The organism is Bacillus sp. Marseille-Q1617 (assembly GCF_903645295.1).
In the GTDB taxonomy this organism is placed as follows: Bacteria; Bacillota; Bacilli; order Bacillales; family Bacillaceae_B; genus Rossellomorea.
The window spans coordinates 1587178-1605380 of the sequence record NZ_CAHJXM010000001.1; the positions used below are offsets into that span (position 1 = coordinate 1587178).

Annotated in this window: 19 protein-coding genes and 1 other annotated feature; all 19 genes read left to right on the plus strand. The window is 42.4% G+C overall.

Going from position 1 to position 18203, the window contains the following annotated elements:
* Nucleotides 1-79 precede the first annotated feature (79 nt).
* The 19 genes from ftsA (at nucleotide 80) to HWX64_RS08020 (ending at nucleotide 18200) form a co-directional block, all read left to right on the plus strand.
* Nucleotides 80-1381 (plus strand): cell division protein FtsA, encoded by a 1302-nt coding sequence (ftsA, locus tag HWX64_RS07930; protein WP_175988840.1) that lies wholly within the window; start codon nucleotides 80-82, stop codon nucleotides 1379-1381.
* Nucleotides 1382-1421: 40 nt separating this feature from the next.
* Nucleotides 1422-2579, plus strand: a complete 1158-nt coding sequence (gene ftsZ / locus HWX64_RS07935) for a cell division protein FtsZ (RefSeq protein ID WP_175988842.1) — start codon at nucleotides 1422-1424, stop codon at nucleotides 2577-2579.
* A gap of 267 nt (nucleotides 2580-2846) precedes the next feature.
* Complete coding sequence (gene spoIIGA, locus HWX64_RS07940; protein WP_175988844.1) at nucleotides 2847-3770, plus strand: sigma-E processing peptidase SpoIIGA; 924 nt, start codon at nucleotides 2847-2849, stop codon at nucleotides 3768-3770.
* Nucleotides 3771-3814: 44 nt separating this feature from the next.
* Nucleotides 3815-4534, plus strand: a complete 720-nt coding sequence (gene sigE / locus HWX64_RS07945; RefSeq protein WP_175988845.1) for an RNA polymerase sporulation sigma factor SigE — start codon at nucleotides 3815-3817, stop codon at nucleotides 4532-4534.
* A 194-nt stretch (nucleotides 4535-4728) separates the two neighbouring features.
* Nucleotides 4729-5505, plus strand: a complete 777-nt coding sequence (gene sigG, locus HWX64_RS07950; protein WP_032088921.1) for an RNA polymerase sporulation sigma factor SigG — start codon at nucleotides 4729-4731, stop codon at nucleotides 5503-5505.
* Between the two features lie 165 nt (nucleotides 5506-5670).
* The gene (locus HWX64_RS07955) at nucleotides 5671-5952 is read left to right on the plus strand and encodes a YlmC/YmxH family sporulation protein (protein ID WP_175988847.1); all 282 of its coding nucleotides are present in this window, start codon (nucleotides 5671-5673) and stop codon (nucleotides 5950-5952) included.
* Nucleotides 5953-6012: 60 nt separating this feature from the next.
* Complete coding sequence (pgeF, locus tag HWX64_RS07960; protein WP_254871067.1) at nucleotides 6013-6837, plus strand: peptidoglycan editing factor PgeF; 825 nt, start codon at nucleotides 6013-6015, stop codon at nucleotides 6835-6837.
* Nucleotides 6837-7511, plus strand: a complete 675-nt coding sequence (locus HWX64_RS07965) for a YggS family pyridoxal phosphate-dependent enzyme (protein ID WP_175988851.1) — start codon at nucleotides 6837-6839, stop codon at nucleotides 7509-7511. Before pgeF ends, HWX64_RS07965 begins: the two co-directional genes overlap by 1 nt.
* A gap of 16 nt (nucleotides 7512-7527) precedes the next feature.
* The gene (locus HWX64_RS07970) at nucleotides 7528-7977 is read left to right on the plus strand and encodes a cell division protein SepF (RefSeq protein WP_175988853.1); all 450 of its coding nucleotides are present in this window, start codon (nucleotides 7528-7530) and stop codon (nucleotides 7975-7977) included.
* Between the two features lie 8 nt (nucleotides 7978-7985).
* The gene (locus HWX64_RS07975) at nucleotides 7986-8249 is read left to right on the plus strand and encodes a YggT family protein (RefSeq protein WP_175988856.1); all 264 of its coding nucleotides are present in this window, start codon (nucleotides 7986-7988) and stop codon (nucleotides 8247-8249) included.
* A 114-nt stretch (nucleotides 8250-8363) separates the two neighbouring features.
* On the plus strand, nucleotides 8364-9131 hold the full coding sequence (locus tag HWX64_RS07980) for an RNA-binding protein (RefSeq protein WP_175988858.1): 768 nt from the start codon (nucleotides 8364-8366) through the stop codon (nucleotides 9129-9131).
* 89 nt (nucleotides 9132-9220) lie between these two features.
* Nucleotides 9221-9736, plus strand: a complete 516-nt coding sequence (locus HWX64_RS07985; RefSeq protein ID WP_175988860.1) for a DivIVA domain-containing protein — start codon at nucleotides 9221-9223, stop codon at nucleotides 9734-9736.
* A 54-nt stretch (nucleotides 9737-9790) separates the two neighbouring features.
* Nucleotides 9791-10035 (plus strand) — a binding site (T-box leader).
* A 181-nt stretch (nucleotides 10036-10216) separates the two neighbouring features.
* Entirely contained in the window at nucleotides 10217-12988 is a 2772-nt protein-coding gene (gene ileS, locus HWX64_RS07990) for an isoleucine--tRNA ligase (RefSeq protein ID WP_175988862.1), read from the plus strand.
* Between the two features lie 188 nt (nucleotides 12989-13176).
* On the plus strand, nucleotides 13177-13464 hold the full coding sequence (locus tag HWX64_RS07995; RefSeq protein ID WP_175988864.1) for a hypothetical protein: 288 nt from the start codon (nucleotides 13177-13179) through the stop codon (nucleotides 13462-13464).
* Between the two features lie 100 nt (nucleotides 13465-13564).
* The gene (gene lspA, locus HWX64_RS08000) at nucleotides 13565-14065 is read left to right on the plus strand and encodes a signal peptidase II (RefSeq protein ID WP_175988866.1); all 501 of its coding nucleotides are present in this window, start codon (nucleotides 13565-13567) and stop codon (nucleotides 14063-14065) included.
* On the plus strand, nucleotides 14031-14936 hold the full coding sequence (locus HWX64_RS08005) for an RluA family pseudouridine synthase (RefSeq protein WP_175988868.1): 906 nt from the start codon (nucleotides 14031-14033) through the stop codon (nucleotides 14934-14936). The genes lspA and HWX64_RS08005 overlap by 35 nt, the downstream gene beginning before the upstream one ends.
* A 216-nt stretch (nucleotides 14937-15152) precedes the next feature.
* Nucleotides 15153-15698: a bifunctional pyr operon transcriptional regulator/uracil phosphoribosyltransferase PyrR gene (gene pyrR / locus HWX64_RS08010; protein ID WP_175988870.1), complete on the plus strand. Its 546-nt coding sequence runs from the start codon at nucleotides 15153-15155 to the stop codon at nucleotides 15696-15698.
* 148 nt (nucleotides 15699-15846) lie between these two features.
* Nucleotides 15847-17178 carry a uracil-xanthine permease family protein gene (locus tag HWX64_RS08015; protein WP_175988872.1) on the plus strand — a complete coding sequence of 444 codons (1332 nt, stop codon included), beginning with the start codon at nucleotides 15847-15849 and terminating at the stop codon, nucleotides 17176-17178.
* 143 nt (nucleotides 17179-17321) lie between these two features.
* The gene (locus HWX64_RS08020) at nucleotides 17322-18200 is read left to right on the plus strand and encodes an aspartate carbamoyltransferase catalytic subunit (protein ID WP_175988874.1); all 879 of its coding nucleotides are present in this window, start codon (nucleotides 17322-17324) and stop codon (nucleotides 18198-18200) included.
* Nucleotides 18201-18203 lie beyond the last annotated feature (3 nt).

Here is an 18203-nt window from a genome sequence, read left to right on the forward strand (position 1 = left end):
TCTTATTTAAGATATACTTAGAATTGAGACTATCTAGGGTTGTTGTTCCCATAAACATTCTTTAAGGAGGTGCCATAGAGTGAACAGCAATGAAATATACGTTAGCCTAGACATCGGTACATCCACAGTGAAAGTGATCATTGGTGAAATGTCAAATGATTCCTTGAACATTATCGGTGTAGGAAATGTAGAATCTGAAGGAATCAGAAAGGGTTCCATCGTAGATATAGACGAAACTGTTCATACAATCAAGAAAGCAGTTGAGCAGGCAGAAAGGATGGTCGGTTTATCCATAAGCCAGGTCATCGTCGGGATTACAGGAAATCATGTTTCTCTTCAAAATTGTCACGGTGTGGTAGCCGTTTCAAGCGAGAATCGTGAAATTGGGGATGAAGACGTCCTGAGGGTGATGGATGCAGCGCAAGTTGTTTCTATCCCGCCTGAAAGGGAAATCATCAATGTAATTCCAAGACAATTCATAGTTGACGGTCTGGATGAGATTACAGACCCGAGAGGCATGATTGGTGTCCGTCTCGAAATGGAAGGCACCATCATTACAGGATCTAAGACGATATTACATAATACTTTGCGTTGTGTGGAAAAAGCAGGGCTCGAAATTGTGGATATTGTTCTGCAGCCGCTGGCAGCAGGTTCGGTCGCCCTTTCTAAAGATGAAAAAAATCTTGGGGCTGCACTGATTGATATTGGCGGCGGTTCAACGACGATAGCTGTATTTGAACAAGGTCATTTAAAAGCCACTACAGTTTTACCTGTGGGGGGAGAACATATTACAAAGGATTTATCCATCGGACTCCGGACATCAACCGAGGATGCCGAAAAGATAAAGACAAAATATGGACATGCTTTTTATGATCATGCTTCAGAGGATGAAGTATTCAGTGTTCCAATTATTGGCAGTGATCAACATCAACAATTTAATCAATTAGAAATTTCTGATATTATAGAAGCAAGGCTTGAAGAGATACTTGACCTTATCAGTCATGAACTGAAGAGAATGGGTATCAGGGATCTGCCTGGCGGATATGTATTAACTGGTGGTGTAGTAAATCTGCCAGGTGTGTTAGAATTATCACAAATTGTTTTTCAAAATCGAGTTCGCGTAGCTATTCCGGATTATATCGGGGTAAGAGAGCCTCAGTATACGACGGCTGTCGGGTTGATAAAATATGCTCAGAAGAATGCCAGATTACAAGGGAAAAGCGTAAGTGCCGAACCTGTACCGGTTGATGCATCTGAGAAAAGACAGCAGTCGAAACAAACGAATAAGAAGCCAAAGCCAGCAAAAGTAACAGAGGAAACACACGAAGATGATAAGGCGATGTCAAAAGTGAAAAAGTTCTTTGGATACTTCTTTGAATAAATAAGGAATCCATTGATTCGACGAGTTAGGAGGATTTGTCATGTTGGAGTTTGATACAAATTTAGATTCATTAGCGACAATAAAAGTTATTGGTGTCGGTGGAGGAGGAAACAACGCTGTAAACCGAATGATCGAGCACGGTGTACAGGGTGTTGAATTCATCGCTGTAAATACAGATGCCCAAGCTCTTAATCTATCAAAAGCAGAAATTAAGATGCAAATCGGCGGCAAATTGACTAGAGGTTTAGGTGCAGGTGCCAATCCTGAAGTCGGTAAGAAAGCTGCTGAAGAAAGTAAAGAGCAGATCGAAGAAGCGTTAAGAGGAGCAGATATGGTCTTCGTTACAGCTGGAATGGGAGGCGGTACCGGAACTGGTGCGGCACCTGTGATTGCTCAGATCGCACGTGAAATCGGTGCATTGACGGTGGGGGTAGTAACCCGTCCATTTACCTTTGAAGGCCGTAAGCGTTCAAACCAGGCAAGCGGCGGTATCGCTGCCATGAAAGAAGGAGTGGATACGTTAATCGTCATCCCTAATGATCGACTTCTTGAAATCGTCGACAAGAGCACTCCGATGCTTGAAGCCTTCAGGGAAGCGGATAACGTATTGAGACAAGGTGTACAGGGTATCTCTGACCTTATCGCTACACCGGGCCTGATCAACCTTGACTTTGCAGATGTTAAAACGATCATGTCCAACAAAGGATCTGCATTAATGGGAATCGGTGCAGCTTCTGGTGAGAATCGTGCTGCAGAGGCTGCGAAGAAAGCAGTTTCCAGTCCATTGCTTGAGACATCGATTGATGGAGCACAGGGTGTTCTGATGAACATCACAGGTGGAACGAGCTTGAGCCTGTATGAAGTACAGGAAGCTGCTGATATCGTCGCTTCAGCATCAGACCAGGACGTAAATATGATCTTTGGTTCTGTCATCAACGAAGACTTAAAAGATGATATCATCGTTACTGTCATCGCTACTGGATTTAACGAAGAAGTTCTTCAAGCGCCAAAGCAGACACGTCCAACATTTGGCGGTGTGAAGCCTAATCCAGCTCCAAGTCAGCAGCAGATCAAGCGTGAACAGCCAAAACGTGAAGAACCTCAACAGCAAGAACCTGTACGTTCTTCGTCTAACCAGGGTGCAGAAGATACACTTGATATTCCGACATTCCTGCGTAACCGTAACCGCAGACGATAATCAGTGCCAGGTTCATACAGCTAAATAACTTTCACAAAAAAGACCCCTCATCGAGGGGTCTTTTTTGTGTTTACCTTCCTTCACTCAAGGGTTACTAACCCTTGAGTGAAGGGAGGTGACATATTTCGTTTCTTTCTCTTAAAAGTTTTCCTTCCTGGCATACATAAAATGACAAACTTTTAGAGGGTATGTACGATATACTTCGTATAAGTCATTCAGTTTCAGTAAATAGCGAGCAAACTAGATGAAGTTTAAGGAGGGTAGCGATTGACCTTATATTTAGATGTCATCTGGTTGTTGAATGTATGTGTGGATTTTATGTTGCTCTGGCTGACAGGTTTGCTCCTCAAAAGACAATTCGCTCTCTGGAGGATAGCGATAGGAAGTCTGATCGGTTCTGCCATTATAATACTTTCCTTTTCACCCTATGCCTATGTTGCCGGGAATCCTTTGGTTAAGCTGCTGTTTTCACTGATCATGGTTTATTCGTCATTTGGTTATAAGAGATTTCGTTACTATCTTACGAATCTTCTTATGTTTTATTTTGTCACTTTTCTGACAGGTGGAATCCTCATTGGTGCCCATTACTTCCTTACGTTTGATCCTGGAGCGGAGACGACCGTACTTTTGGCAAGTATCAAGGGATTTGGAGATCCAATCAGCTGGGTATTCGTCATGATTGCATTTCCACTTGCTTGGTATTTCTCGAAAGGCAGGATGGATAGTGTGGAGCACGTTAAGATCCAATACGATCAACTAGTGGATGTCACCATCATTATCGGGGATTATGAATTCAGCGTAAAGGGACTTGTGGACAGCGGCAATCAGCTGCAGGATCCTATATCAAAGGCACCCGTGATGATCGTTTCCACAACATCTTTAAAGGATACAGTCCCTGAAGAAGTGAAAATGTTATGTGAAGAAGCGGAGGACATCTTCTCGGGTCAAACAAACCTCGAAGTACAATGGTCTGACCGATTAAGAATCGTACCTGCCCAGTCGGTCGGAAGGAAAAGCCAGCTTTTAGCAGCAATTAAGCCTGATTCCATCATTTTAAAAGATCATGAATCCTCCTGGTCATCAAGCGGCTTGATCGTCTTCAGGCAGGAACCGCTCTCGGCTGATGAAAGCTTTGGAGCGATCGTTCATCCCAGAATGGCTTCAGGGAAGCCGGTACAGAATGTTTCATAGTATTACTATACTCACATTCTATAGAAATAGAAGGGGGAACAACGATGAAAAAATTAAAAATGAAATTTTTATATTTCTGGTACAAATTGTTAATCAAACTTGGAATAAAGACGGATGAAATCTATTACATAGGAGGCAGTGAGGCACTTCCTCCTCCCCTGACAAAAGAAGAGGAAGAAGTCCTTCTGAACAAATTGCCAGGTGGCGATAAAGCGGCACGCTCATTACTCATTGAACGAAATCTGAGATTGGTCGTATATATTGCCAGAAAATTTGAGAACACAGGCATAAACATTGAAGATTTGATCAGTATCGGTACGATTGGATTAATCAAAGCAGTAAACACCTTCAATCCAGAAAAAAAGATCAAACTTGCCACCTATGCATCCAGATGTATTGAAAATGAAATCCTTATGTATCTAAGAAGAAACAATAAAATACGTTCAGAAGTCTCATTTGATGAACCGTTGAATATTGATTGGGATGGAAATGAACTGCTGCTTTCAGATGTCCTTGGGACGGATGAGGATATTATCACGAAAGACCTCGAAGCCACTGTGGATAAGAAATTGTTGTTCAATGCACTCCACCAGCTTTCCGATCGTGAAAAACAAATCATGGAGCTGAGATTCGGCTTGATGGGGGAAGAAGAAAAGACTCAAAAAGATGTGGCGGATATGCTGGGGATTTCACAGTCTTATATCTCCAGGCTCGAGAAAAGGATTATCAAGAGGTTGAAAAAAGAATTCAATAAAATGGTATAAATTCTAAACGGCTGATCTTTCAAACAGGATCAGCTTTTTTATTTGTCCCCATAAAATTTTTTTCGACCATTCTTTCTTGTATTTACAAGGGGTTCGACGGAAACAAGCCATCATCCAACTGAAAGAAATGCATATTTTTCCTCCTCAAGGAAATACTGAAATTTGTACAACAGCTCCTGCAAGGAGGGGAAAGAATGACACGTAATAAAGTTGAGATTTGTGGTGTAGATACTTCCAAATTACCAGTATTGAAAAATGAAGAAATGAGAGTCCTTTTCAAACAAATGCAAGCAGGCGATATATCCGCAAGAGAAAAGCTTGTGAATGGAAATTTACGCCTCGTCTTAAGTGTAATTCAACGCTTTAACAACCGTGGTGAGTATGTTGATGACTTGTTTCAAGTCGGGTGTATCGGATTGATGAAATCTATCGACAATTTTGATTTAGGTCAAAATGTACGGTTCTCCACCTATGCAGTACCGATGATAATAGGAGAGATACGTCGTTATCTGCGTGACAATAACCCGATCCGTGTCTCGCGCTCTCTGCGTGACATTGCTTACAAAGCGTTACAAGTGAGAGAAAAGCTGATGGGTGAAACCTCCAAAGAACCTACTGCAGAAGAGATTGCCAAGGTTTTGGATGTCCCGCATGAAGAAATTGTTTTTGCTCTGGATGCAATCCAGGATCCGGTTTCCTTGTTTGAGCCCATTTATAATGACGGAGGCGATCCGATCTTTGTAATGGACCAGCTCAGCGATGAACGAAACCGTGATTTCCACTGGATAGAGGAAATCGCCTTGCAAGAAGGTATGCGAAGATTGAATGATCGGGAAAAGCTGATTATCAGTAAACGCTTTTTTCAAGGAAAAACTCAAATGGAAGTAGCAGACGAAATAGGGATTTCACAAGCTCAAGTATCTCGATTAGAAAAAGCAGCCATAAAACAAATGAATAAGAATATTCAATAAGAATCATCGGGGGAAGAAGAAATATTTCCTCGCTGATCAACTTGAGAAAGGCAGATCCATAAATCCCGGGTCTGCCTTTCTTTTTGCTGCATACAATGTAGTAAGGTGCATAATGTTGTCCGGCAGGTTTTCCGGTCACATTCAAAAGTTGCAGGAGGGGATCTTGTGGTACGAATATCTGAATTCCAAATTAAAGACGTGGTCAATATATCGGATGGAAGAAAGTTAGGGAATATTGGAGACATTGAAATCAATTTGGATACGGGCAGGATTGAAGCGATCGTGATCGGGGGAGGCGGTAAGCTGCTTGGGTTCTTTGGGAAAGATGAGGATATTGTCATACCGTGGAAAAGTATCGTGAAAATTGGTGAAGACGTCATACTGGTCCGGCATAAAGAAAGCCATTATATACAAGGTCAGCTTGAGGAACCCAAAGAATCTTCGTGATGATAAATGACGAATATTCAGATTCTGTGGTACACTTATAAAAAAGAAGGAGATTCAATCGTGTCTAACGAGCCATTTTACAAAGAAACCGATTCGTATTATACAATTAAGAAATGGACAGAAGAATTTCCCGGGTTGAAAGCTGGTATGACTACAAGACTTGGTGGAAACAGTAAAGGCTGCTATGATTCATTAAATATGGGCCTGCATGTTGGTGATGAAAGCCAAGCTGTTGTAAAAAACAGAACATTGATATCCCGTTCATTACAATTCCCTCTGGAAAACTGGATAGGTGCTGAACAGACACACGGGAACAGGATTCATACAGCGATCCCTTCTGATGGGGGAAAAGGGAGCCTGTCATATTCCACGAGTATCAAAGATACGGATGGTTTTTTGACTGACCATAAAAATATTCTGTTAACGATGTGTTACGCAGATTGTGTCCCTCTATATTTTCTTGATAAAAAGACTGGGAAGATCGGGGTGGCTCATGCTGGCTGGAAGGGAACAGTAGATGAGATAGGACCGGCCATGATAACCGAATTCATGGACGAAGGTTCCCTGCTACCAGATCTTGAAGTCGTCATCGGTCCTTCCATTTGTGAAAAATGCTATGTTGTAGATGACAGAGTATTGAATCGAGTAAAAAAAGTACTAGAAGATGGTAACGACTTGCCCTATAATTTAAAGGAAGAGGGGCAGTATCATTTGGATTTGAAGAAGTTGAACAGACTCCTTCTGCTTCAAACCGGTTTAGATGAACAGCAAATCCATACTTCTGGTTATTGTTCTTCCTGCAGCAGTGAATTTTACTCTTTCCGAAGAGATGATGGAAAGACAGGAAGAATGATGAGTTTTATAGGCTGGAAGGAGAAAATGTAATGAGAGTTGAAGAAAACCTGAAAATCATACAGGATAACATTAACGAGGCTTGCAGCAGGAGTGGAAGAAAGCCTGGAGATATTAATATTGTCGCCGTAACCAAGTATGTTTCGACAAAAAGAGCCGAGGAAGCCCTGCAGGCCGGGTTGATTCATTTAGGTGAAAACAGGGATTCAGGCCTCCTGTCCAAATGGGAAGAGCTGAAAGATGAACCCGAATGGCATTTCATCGGTACACTTCAATCTAAGAAGGTTAAGAATATCATTGACAAAGTATCATACATACACTCCTTGGACAGGTTATCCCTGGCCAAGGAAATTCATAAAAGAGCGGACAGGCCTATATCTTGTTTCGTTCAGGTGAATGTATCGGGAGAGGATTCAAAACATGGCATGCCTCCCCAGGAAGTAGAAGACTTCATCAGAAGACTGCAAGATTACCCTTCAGTAAGGGTGATCGGATTAATGACGATGGCGCCTAACACTGATGATGAAGGATTTTTAAGAAAGTGCTTCCGTACCTTACGAGACCTTCAGGAGAAGATCCATTCCTTGGACTTATCAAATGCACCATGTACAGAGCTATCAATGGGGATGAGTAATGATTACACGATTGCGATTGAAGAAGGAGCTACTTTTATCCGTATTGGATCAGCGTTAGTTGGAAATGACTGAGAGGGGATGTACGTAAATGGGCATTAAATCTAAATTGAAAACCTTCTTCTTGTTAGATGAAGAAGAATATGATTATGAAGAAGATGAGAAGTTCGAAGAGGAATTCGAGGAGAAGAAGAAAATGAAAACACAACCAGTATCCGGATCGAAGCAGAATGTAGTGAGCCTTCAGAGCGTCCAGAAATCCTCCAAGGTGATTCTGGTAGAACCAAGAGTATATGCAGAAGCACAGGAAATTGCAGACCATCTGAAAAATAGGCGTTCAGTGCTTGTGAATCTGCAGCGTATTCAGCATGATCAGGCCAAACGCATTGTCGACTTTCTCAGCGGAACAGTTTACGCGATAGGAGGCGACATTCAGCGTGTAGGTATGGACATCTTCCTTTGTACACCTGATAATGTCGAAGTAAGCGGGAATATTTCAGAATTCCTGAAAGAAGAAGATATATCTGATTCAAGGTGGTAATGTAAATTATGGCATTTGTTTATGACGTTTTATCTACACTTATTCAGCTTTATTCATGGGCATTAATCATTTATATATTAATGTCATGGTTCCCTAATGCGAGGGAATCTTCCATCGGCCAGTTTTTGGCCAGGATTTGTGAACCTTACCTGGAACCATTCAGACGGTTCGTGCCGCCGCTTGGGATGATCGATATCTCCCCGATCGTTGCATTCATTGTGTTGAATTTGGCACAAATGGGTCTCCGCCAATTATTCCTTTGGTTCATTTGAATGGATGCATAGTAAAAATGTTTTTTTCCGTAAAGAGCTGAAACAATTCAAATCGTTTCAGTTCTTTTATTTTGGGGTCATCGGTATACAAGAATTTGTTAGGAGGTGAGGAAGATGTCCATATATCAGCATTTCAGACAGGATGAAAAAGAATTCGTTGACAGTGTGCTCCAGTGGAGAGAGCAAGTGGAAAGTCAATATGCACCTAAACGGACGGACTTTCTTGATCCCAGGCAGCAGCACATAGTAAAGTCGATCATCGGGCAGAATGAACAGGTGCTGCTATCCTTTTTTCCAGAACATACAGAAAGGAAAAGGGCTTTGCTGTATCCCTCCTATTTCCAGCCTGAAGAAGAAGATTATGGTATACGCTTATTCGAGATTGAGTACCCAAGTAAGTTTGTTACAATAGAACATAGGCAAGTATTAGGAAGTATCATGTCTTTGGGTCTAAAGCGTGATAAATTTGGCGATATCCTGACAAATCAACAAAAAGTCCAGCTGATTCTCGCCGAAGAGATCTCTGAATTCGTCAGAATGGAATTAAATGAGATCGGGAAAGCAAAAGTGACATTACAATCCGTCCCTTTTACAGAATTGATCGAGACAGGCGAAAAGTGGCAGGAGAAAGTAACGACTGTGAGTTCACTTAGACTGGATGTTGTGCTCTCAGCAGTTTATAATATTTCACGTCAGAAGGCTCAAACCTACATCAAAAGCAACCTTGTGAAACTGAATTGGAAGATCACAGAAAATCCCTCCATGGAAGTCGAAACAGGAGACGTATTGTCAGTAAGAGGTTACGGAAGAAGTAAGCTTATTTCGATCGAAGGCAGGACCAAACGGGAAAAATGGCGAATTTCTTTAGGGATTCTCAAATAAATTGAAGAAAAAAGAAGGAAATCCCCCACATACTGTCGAAATTTTAGTTATAATAAAAGTGTAATCACCAAGTACTGGAGGTGGCTCCCATGCCTTTAACGCCATTAGACATACATAACAAGGAGTTTAGTCGTGGCTTTCGCGGTTATGATGAGGATGAGGTTAATGAATTCTTAGATCAAATCATTAAAGATTACGAAATTCTTATCCGTGAAAAGAAAGAAACTGAAGAACGTTTGAATTCCCTTAATGAACGATTAGGTCATTTTACAACCATTGAAGAAACGCTTAACAAATCCATCGTCATCGCTCAAGAAGCAGGGGAAGAAGTAAAGAGGAACGCAACGAAAGAAGCCAAACTGATTATCAAAGAAGCTGAAAAGAATGCAGACAGGATTGTCAATGAATCACTTTCAAAAGCAAGAAAGATCGCGATTGAAATTGAAGAGCTTAAGAAGCAGTCGAAAGTATTCCGCACACGTTTCAAGATGTTGATTGAAGCGCAGCTTGATCTGCTTGATACTGATGATTGGGATCGGTTGATGGAATTTGATTTAGATGCGACTGAATTGAAAACTCTTAAAGAAGAAGAGACTCTTTCTTGACGAAAGCTGCTTTCATTTCATATAATTGTAAAACAATCTGATTTGCCATAATAAATAAAGGCTGAGATAGGGACAGTACGTTTCTACTTTGATTCCTATATAGCGAGCCGGGGATGGTGCGAGCCCGGTAAGGAAATAGAAGCGGAAGATCACCCTTGAGCTCCATGCATGAAAAGCCCAACTGACTCGGGAAGACTAGTGTATGGCGTTTTATTCACGTTACGAATGAAACGAGTGAAAGTGTCCTATAGGATATTTTTATGAGGGTGGTACCGCGGGAAAGCTTTCTCGTCCCTTTTTAGGGATGAGAAAGCTTTTTTGTTGTTCCGGATTGATTTTTAAAAGTCCGACTCTATTCAGAAAAGGTTTTTAAAGGTTGAGTGATTCCAGCAGTTGCACGGAAATCAACCGCGGTGTTTAAGAACACAAGAAAGTAGAAAAGATGGCAATTAAGATACATGCTGAAGGAGGAAAAAATAAATGGAGTATAAAGATACTTTATTAATGCCGAAAACTGAGTTTCCAATGAGAGGGAACTTACCTAAAAGAGAACCTGAAACGCAAAAGAAATGGGAAGAAATGGATATCTACAAAAAGGTTCAAGATCGCACGAACGGACGCCCGCTATTTGTCCTTCATGATGGACCTCCATATGCAAATGGAAATCTTCACATGGGCCACGCATTGAATAAAATCCTTAAGGATTTCATCGTGCGTTACAAATCGATGAACGGGTTCCATGCACCATATGTACCAGGCTGGGATACACACGGACTCCCAATTGAGCAGGCACTTACGAATAAGGGCGTGAAGCGTAAAGAGATGACGGTCGCAGAATTCCGTAAACTTTGCGAAGAGTACGCTTATGAGCAAGTAGATATCCAGCGCACTCAATTTAAACAATTGGGAGTCCGCGGTGACTGGGAAAATCCTTATATCACATTAAAACCTGAATATGAGGCGCAGCAAATCAAGGTGTTTGGCGACATGGCTAAGAAAGGCTATATCTACAAGGGGAAAAAGCCAGTTTACTGGTCTCCTTCAAGTGAATCTGCATTAGCCGAAGCCGAGATCGAATATCAGGACAAACGTTCACCATCCATTTATGTAGGGTTCAGCGTAACCGATGGAAAAGGAATCCTTGAAGAAGGTACCCAGTTCATCATCTGGACGACAACTCCATGGACAATTCCTGCCAACCTTGGGATCGCGGTTCATCAGGACCTCACATACGTTGTTGTATCGGTTAATGACAATTCCTATGTAGTGGCTGAAGACCTTGTGGAAGATGTTGTTGAAAATCTAGACTGGGAAGGTTATGAAGTAACGAAAAAAATCAAAGGGGCTGAGCTTGAGCGCCTTAAAGCTAAACATCCGCTATATGACCGCGAATCCCTGGTCATCCTTGGGGATCACGTTACTACCGACTCAGGTACAGGCTGTGTACACACTGCACCGGGCCACGGGGAAGATGACTTCCTTGTCGGGAAGAAATACGGATTGGAAGTACTCTGCCCTGTTGATGATAAAGGTGTAATGACTTCTGAAGCCCCAGGCTTTGAAGGGCTGTTCTATGACAAAGCAAACAAACCGATCACCGAGAAGTTGGAGGAAGCAGGAGCATTATTGAAGCTTAACTTCATCACGCATTCATATCCACATGACTGGCGTACAAAAAAACCTGTTATTTTCAGAGCGACAGCACAATGGTTCGCGTCCATCGATAAATTCCGCGATGAGCTCCTTCAAGCTGTCAAGGATACGAAATGGGTCCCAAGCTGGGGAGAAACCCGTCTCTTCAATATGGTGAGAGACCGCGGCGACTGGTGTATATCAAGACAGCGTGCCTGGGGTGTCCCAATTCCGGTATTCTACGCTGAAAATGGCGAAGAAATCATCACAGATGAAACCATCAATCATGTTTCTGGTTTATTCAACGAGCATGGTTCAAATATCTGGTTTGAAAAAGAAGCGAAAGATCTGCTTCCAGAAGGATTTTCTCATGAAGGAAGCCCTAATGGCCAGTTCACTAAAGAGCAGGACATCATGGATGTTTGGTTTGACTCAGGTTCTTCCCACCAGGCAGTTCTTGAAGCACGTGATGACCTGCAGCGTCCTGCAGACCTTTACCTTGAAGGCTCCGATCAATATCGCGGATGGTTCAATTCATCCTTGACGACAGGTGTTGCTGTTACGGGGAAAGCACCTTATAAAGGCGTATTGAGTCATGGTTTTGCGCTTGACGGTGAAGGAAGAAAGATGAGTAAATCACTTGGAAATGTAGTTGTTCCTGAAAAAGTCATGAAACAACTGGGTGCAGATATCCTGCGCCTTTGGGTAGCTTCGGTTGACTATCAATCAGATGTCCGTGTATCTGATCCAATCTTAAAGCAAGTAGCTGAAGTTTATAGGAAAATCCGTAACACTTACCGCTTCCTGCTTGGTAACTTAGCTGATTTTGATCCGAAGGCCGATGCGGTCTCCTATGAAAAGCTCCGTGAAGTCGATCAGTTCATGATGGTGAAGTTGAATGACTTAGTGAAAAATGTGAAAAAATCTTATGACAACTATGAATTTGCAAGCATCTATCATGCTGTGAATAACTTCTGTACACTTGATTTGAGCTCATTCTATCTCGATTTCGCTAAAGATGTGCTTTACATCGAAGCAAAAGACAACTATGAGCGCAGAGCGATGCAGACGGTATTGTATGAAGCTCTAGTTGTTCTTGCTAAATTAATGTCACCGATCCTTTCACATACAGCAGACGAAGTTTGGGCTCATGTTCCTGGTGTGGAGGAAGAAAGTGTACAATTAACAGATATGCCTGAATCCAAGGAACTTCCTAATGCAGATTCACTTAAGGAAAAATGGAATGCCTTCCTTGAGCTGAGAGATGATGTATTAAAAGCGTTGGAAGAAGCGCGTAACCAAAAGCTGATCGGTAAGTCGTTAACAGCAAAAGTCACTCTTTACGTTAATGAAGAAACAAAATCTTTATTGAATTCAATTTCAGAAGACCTGAAACAATTGTTTATCGTTTCAGCCATTGAAATCGGCGGTGGAGCAAATGATGCACCGGAACATGCCTTAAAAGTCGGACAAAACAGCATTGTCGTTGAAAAAGCGGAAGGCGAAACTTGTGACCGCTGCTGGGTAGTCACTCCGACAGTAGGAGAAGACAAAGATCACCCAGACCTTTGTACGAGATGTGCTTCCGTCGTCAAAGAAAATTATTCCCACTTAGCATAATTCACGATAGAGACTGGTCCGATAATGCCGGACCAGTCTTATTTGTGTCTGAATATCAAAAAGAAATCATTAACATTTTTCATTAAATGGCTCTGTAACGTCACTACTGGGCGTGATTCCATAATTACTATATCTTGCAAGACAAATTTTATGACGCTTACCTCCATACTAAGAGTGGAGGGATCAAGATGACATATGACCGATACACAACCATCATTCAAGAATTAACTGCATCCTTGAAAGAGCTGGAGGCAAGTCAATCTCAACATCCTTTAATACAACATTATATAAACCAGGAAATTTCAGATGTAAAGCATGCACTATACCTCGCCTCGCAAAACCGTTATGGTCTCTGTGAGTTTAGCGGAGAAGAAATTCCTTTTGATTTAATGAAAATGAACCCGACACTCACTTCATTAACGGAAGCAAATGATTGGAGACAATACGGGAAAATTCATATGGGCAAGTATTCATAATGCAACCTTTCAAAAAGGACCTTCAGTTTAAGTGTCTTTATTCTATTGTTTGTGCTAAAATGCAAAGGTAATCATTTCTTACGATGTGGAGGTTGCCTTTGTGTTTTATTATTTATTGGCTTTGGTTGTAATTGGATTGGATCAACTGACCAAATGGTTGGTTGTGAAAAGGATGACAGAAGGGGAAAGCATAGAAATCATTGGAAATATTTTCTATTTGACTTCTCATCGAAATCAAGGTGCAGCATGGGGAATACTCCAGGGGCAAATGTGGTTTTTTTACATTATTACGTTAATAGTTATTGTAGGTATTGTGTATTATATGCAAGTCCATGCAAAAGGGCAGTCCTTATTTAGTTTAAGCCTTGCCTTTATGCTTGGCGGAGCAATTGGAAACTTTATTGACCGTGTTTTTCGAAAAGAAGTTGTCGATTTTTTAAATACATATATTTTTTCCTATGATTTCCCGATTTTTAATATTGCCGATGCGGCATTGACAATTGGAGTAGCACTATTAATTATTTATATGTATCTGGACGAACGAAAAGCAAAGAAGGAGAAAGAGAATGGAAGTAATTCAGCACATCATACGACAGAATGAACAGGGCGAACGAATTGATAAGATTGTCAGCGGTTTGAATAAAGAATGGTCACGTTCACAGGTCCAGCAATGGATTAAAGAAGGACATATCAAAGTGGATGATGAGAAGGTCAAACCAAACTTTAAATGTCCGGTGGAATCGACCATAACCGTTACGATTCCTGCACCGGAAGAATTGGATGTCGAACCGGAGAACCTTCATCTTGACATAACCTATGAAGATTCAGACGTCATCGTAGTAAACAAGCCAAAAGGGATGGTTGTGCACCCGGCACCCGGTCACTATTCAGGAACGATGGTGAACGGGCTCATGTATCATTGTAATGACCTTTCAGGAATAAATGGTGTATTAAGACCGGGCATCGTTCATCGAATTGATAAAGATACATCAGGTTTACTGATGGTGGCGAAAAATGATTTAGCACATGAACATTTAGTCAACCAGCTTGTAGAAAAGACGGTCACAAGAAAATATACTGCTGTCGTCCATGGATTGATCCCGCATGAATACGGGACGATTGATGCTCCTATTGGACGCGATCCCAAAGACCGCCAAAGCATGACCGTCGTTGACAATGGGAAGAATGCTGTCACGCATTTTAGAGTACTTGAGCGGTTCAAGGATTTCACTTTAGTACAGTGTGAATTGGAAACAGGCAGAACACATCAAATTCGTGTCCATATGAAGTATATCGGGTATCCACTCGCAGGAGACCCTAAATATGGTCCCCGTAAAACGTTAGACATTGGCGGACAGGCACTCCATGCCGGCGTATTGGGGTTCAACCACCCGAGGACGAATGAATATATGGAATTCAAGGCCGAGCTGCCAGCGGAGTTCAAAGAGCTGTTAGCTCATTTGAAAAAATAATGATTGACAAAGCATGGCACAACCTGTACCATGTAGTTAATTGAATAATACCTTTAATACGGTCCCGTGAGGCTGAGAAGGAGCAATGTACGGCCAAACAATTGGCGTGCAATGAAACTATACGATAAGTGTGCCCTCTCATCCAAACGGTGAGAGGGATTTTTTATTGATGTACATCCATAAATTAAGATGAACGATTAGAAAAGAGGTGCAGTAATGACAAAGAAAGCTACGGTATTAGATCAGCCGGCCATCAGAAGGGCACTTACACGAATCGCGCATGAAATAATCGAACGAAATAAAGGGATCGAAAATTGTGTCCTCGTCGGTATCAAAACGCGAGGGATCCATATTGCCAACAGACTGGCTAAACGCATCCATGATATCGAAGGGGAAGAAATTCCTGTAGGTGAAATTGACATCACACTGTACAGAGATGATCTCAGCAAAAAGACCGCTGATAACGAACCGGAAGTAAAAGGATCGGATTTGCCGGTAGATATTACAAATAAAAAAGTCATACTTGTTGATGACGTATTATTTACAGGAAGAACAGTAAGGGCCGGGCTCGATGCACTTATGGATAGAGGGCGTCCAAGCCAGATTCAATTAGCGGTCCTTGTAGACAGAGGCCACAGGGAACTCCCGATCAGAGCAGACTTTGTCGGAAAGAATATTCCAACTTCAAGTTCTGAAAAAATTATGGTCTTGCTTTCTGAAGTAGACGGAGAGGAACAAGTAACCATACACGAAAAAGAATAAAGGATAATCCTTTTAAGATTGGTCCAGAGAGGCTGACAAAGGATGGGAATGAAGTGCACCACGGACTTCTTATACCCTCTTTGTACCCTCTTACAGGACAAAGAGGGTTTTTTTATGGAGTAAAACAGAATCAAGGGAGGAACAAGTAATGAATGAAAATCAAAAAGCAGTACTTGATGTAGAAGAAAGACCGAATCCAGGAAAATGGCTCACATTAAGCATACAGCATCTTTTCGCTATGTTCGGCGCAACGGTATTGGTTCCTTTCCTGGTAGGGTTGAGTCCCGGAGTTGCACTGATTTCAAGTGGTTTGGGAACACTGGCATACATGCTCATAACAAAAGGAAGAATACCCGCGTATTTAGGTTCATCCTTTGCTTTCATTGCACCGATACTTGCAGCTAAAAGCTTCGGGGGACCGGAAGCAGCCATGATGGGAAGCTTCCTGGCAGGGATTGTTTACGGGATTGTCGCACTGCTTATTTCAAAACTGGGGTTAAAATGGCTGACACGGATTCTGCCGCCGATTGTAGTAGGGCCTGTAATCATGGTGATCGGGCTTGGGCTTGCAGGAACTGCAGTCAACATGGCGATGTATGAAAACCCTGGTGCAGAAAATCTGGTTTATAGCAACACTCACTTCATGGTGGCACTAGCTACGCTGGCCATAACGATCATTTGCTCGATTTACTTCAAGGGGTTCCTTGGGATGGTACCGATACTTGCGGGGATAGTCGGCGGTTATATCATTGCCATATTTGCCGGTCTGGTTGACTTTCAAAAAGTGATCGATGCTCCAGTCTTACAAATGCCTGACTTCTTCATACCTTTTGTAAACTATACACCAAGCTTTTCATGGGAGATTGTTTCGATCATGGTACCGGTTGCCCTCGTAACATTGGCTGAGCATACTGGAGACCAGATGGTACTAAGCAAGGTCGTCGGCCGGAACTTCATTGAAAAACCAGGACTTCATCGTTCGATTCTCGGTGACGGGGTGGCAACAGTGATTGCATCCTTGATTGGAGGGCCGCCAAATACAACTTACGGTGAAAACATAGGAGTCTTGGCCATTACACGGGTATTCAGCGTATTCGTCATTGCCGGCGCAGCTGTGCTGGCCATCACATTCGGGTTCATCGGTAAGATCACAGCACTGATCAGCTCGATTCCATCAGCTGTAATGGGCGGTGTCTCGATCCTCTTATTTGGAATCATCGCTTCAAGCGGACTTCGCATGCTGATCGACAACAAAGTGGATCTAGGAAATAAGCGTAATCTGGTAATCTCATCCGTTATCCTTGTAATCGGGGTCGGCGGCGCATTCGTAAAAGTGAGTGATGAGGTCTCATTATCGGGCATGGCACTGGCTGCCATTGTAGGAGTAGTGCTGAACCTGGTCTTACCTGGCAGAGAAGAAAGTGAAGGGAATAATAATCTCTTTCAAGAAGAACACTCTTCAAAAAATGAAGTTGCATAGAAACACCTTTTAAAGTTAGTCCAGAGAGTCTACAAGGGTGAAATTGAACAGGACAGGGAGCCGTCTGCTCTCATGTCTTAAGACGTATGTTCAAAGCCACCCTGTCGATCTTAGACAGGGTGGTTTTTTTAGGAGGGTTCATCGTGAAGAACTTATTGACTATGAATGAATTAACGAAAGAAGAAATCATCGATATTCTTGACCAGGCTGAACGATTCAAGGAAGGAGAGTCCTGGGACAAAGGTTCAGATAAATATGTGGCGAACCTATTCTTTGAAGCAAGTACTCGTACCAAGTGCAGTTTTGAAATGGCGGAAAGGAAGTTGGGACTCCAGGTGATTCCATTTGAAGCACATACTTCAAGTGTGCAAAAAGGGGAAACACTCTACGACACAGTACGGACCTTGGAAGCGATCGGGGTTGAAACGGTCGTCATCCGACATACACTCGAGCGCTACTTTGATGGGTTGGAGGGTATGAAGGTAAAGGTGATCAACGGAGGCGACGGCTGCGGGAATCACCCAACTCAATGCTTATTGGATCTTTTAACCATACGTCAGGAATTTGGTGGATTTGAAAACCTGCAAGTGGCGATCATTGGAGACATTGCACACAGCCGGGTTGCACGGTCAAATGCCGAGGCGCTGAAGAAATTGGGAGCCAAAGTTGTCTTCTCAGGACCCCGTGAATGGTTCCCGCCTGAATATCAGAACAAGTATATGACGGTGGATGAAAGTGTGGCGACCTCTGACGCCGTGATGCTTTTAAGAATCCAGCATGAACGCCACGGCAGCACTTCAAACCTCACGAAAGAAGAATATCACCAGAGCTTTGGACTGACGGTAAGCAGAATAGAAAGAATGAAAGAAAACAGCATCATCCTTCATCCGGCACCTGTCAATCGCGGGGTCGAAATTGCAGATTCATTGGTGGAATGCGATAAATCAAGAATCTTCAAGCAGATGGAAAACGGAGTATTTGTGAGGATGGCTGTCTTGAAAAGGGCTCTGGATAACAACTAATAG